Annotated in this window: 1 protein-coding gene; it reads left to right on the top strand. The window is 73.0% G+C overall.

The features are described 5' to 3' along the window. Window positions 1-345 (top strand): acyltransferase domain-containing protein (locus tag PUR56_RS06240; RefSeq protein WP_329948156.1); only part of this gene is annotated, 345 nt, incomplete at both ends.

Genomic DNA, 345 nt, shown 5'->3' with positions numbered 1-345 from the left:
ACTCGGCGCGGCGTCGATCCGCCGTGCCGCGCTCGCTCACCGGGCGGTGGTGCTCGCCGGTGACACCGACGAGCTGATGACCGGGCTGGATGCGGTGGTGTCCGGTGCGGGCGGTCTGCTCGGCACCGCACGGGCGGGCCGGGTGGCGTTACTGTTCACGGGCCAGGGTGCGCAGCGAGCGTCGATGGGCCGGGGCTTGTTCGAGGCGGTCCCGGTGTTCGCGGACGCCTTCGACCCGGTGGCCTTGCACCTGGATGCCGATCTGGACCAGCCGCTGGCGGAGGTGCTGGCGGACGAGGAGCTGATCCACCGGACCGGGTACGCGCAGCCGGCGTTGTTCGCGGT

This window comes from Streptomyces sp. BE303 (assembly GCF_036290945.1).
Lineage (GTDB): Bacteria > Actinomycetota > Actinomycetes > Streptomycetales > Streptomycetaceae > Kitasatospora.
This window is presented reverse-complemented; position numbering and strand designations above follow the sequence as displayed.